The organism is Marinobacter sp. (assembly GCF_035268745.1).
GTDB lineage: Bacteria > Pseudomonadota > Gammaproteobacteria > Pseudomonadales > Oleiphilaceae > Marinobacter.
On sequence record NZ_DATFKH010000084.1, the window covers coordinates 1 to 1,001 of the forward strand.

Here is a 1,001-nt window from a genome sequence, read left to right on the forward strand (position 1 = left end):
TCGTCCAGGTGCAGCCCGTCGATCTGGATGGCGACCAAGTCCAACTCCGACAGGTCAGAGGCCATCCATTCATCGAACTTCGCCTGCGTCAGCGCCTTGAAGCGCCGCGATACCGCGGATTTGGACAGGCCGCTTCCCGCATTGGCAGGGACACCGGCCTCGGGCAGCCGAACGGCACGGCCGAATTTGCGTGTGGCCCCAATGGTAGCCGGGTTTATCAGAGCAATGCTCATAACGATCCCCAGCCAATCGGGCCACGTCTTCGTTCATCATATGCGTCAGGCTTTCGATGCCCGCCATCAGGCAGAATTGCTCGAAACTTTCCGTCAGCGCGCCATAGGCGTCTTCGACAAGCGAAGGACGGTCGGGCGCGGTGGCCAGAGCACTGGAGGATGTGGTAGGTGTCTTCATGGTGTTGCTTCCTTTTTGGTTTCATCACCCCGAGCCTACGGCTCAGGGGAAGCAACGCCACCCTTTTTCAAAGTTTCAACACCAGCCGGGACATCCCCGGCCGAAGCCCCAGTTGCGTTTGTTGGTTGTCAGACCGAAACCAAGCGGCAACTACCTTGACAAACACCGGTAACAGACCCCTAATGCCAGAAAGTCCAATCGGTCTGCTGAACGTCGAAATAAAGTCTAAATGCTCCACACGCTTTTATATACTCACAAATGTACAGCAGTCACAATAACGCCTGGTCATAATGAGTTTAGCGGAAACACCGACAAATGACGGCAGGCTGAGGGAGGGTCATGCGTAAATTTCGCTAAGCTTTACTATGAGTAAGGCGCAATTGCAGAAAGACCTGCGGCATCCCCGGTCGGACACAACCGGTGCCAACAAAGGCCATTCCCAGCTTGATTAGGCAACACACCCATTAATTCTTGTTTAGGAGCATAAGTTTGTGATTCATTTTGTCCAAACAACGGGCGGGAGGATGCAAGTGGCGCGATCAGACATGAGCGATCTGGAATGGGAATTCATCAAAGCTGTCTTACCTAAC

Annotated in this window: 1 pseudogene; it reads right to left on the minus strand. The window is 53.9% G+C overall.

Annotation, left to right across the window (positions count from 1 at the left end):
• Positions 1 to 411, minus strand: a pseudogene (locus VJ956_RS07305) (IS256 family transposase); the annotation flags it as partial.
• Between the last annotated feature and the right edge of the window lie 590 nt (positions 412 to 1,001).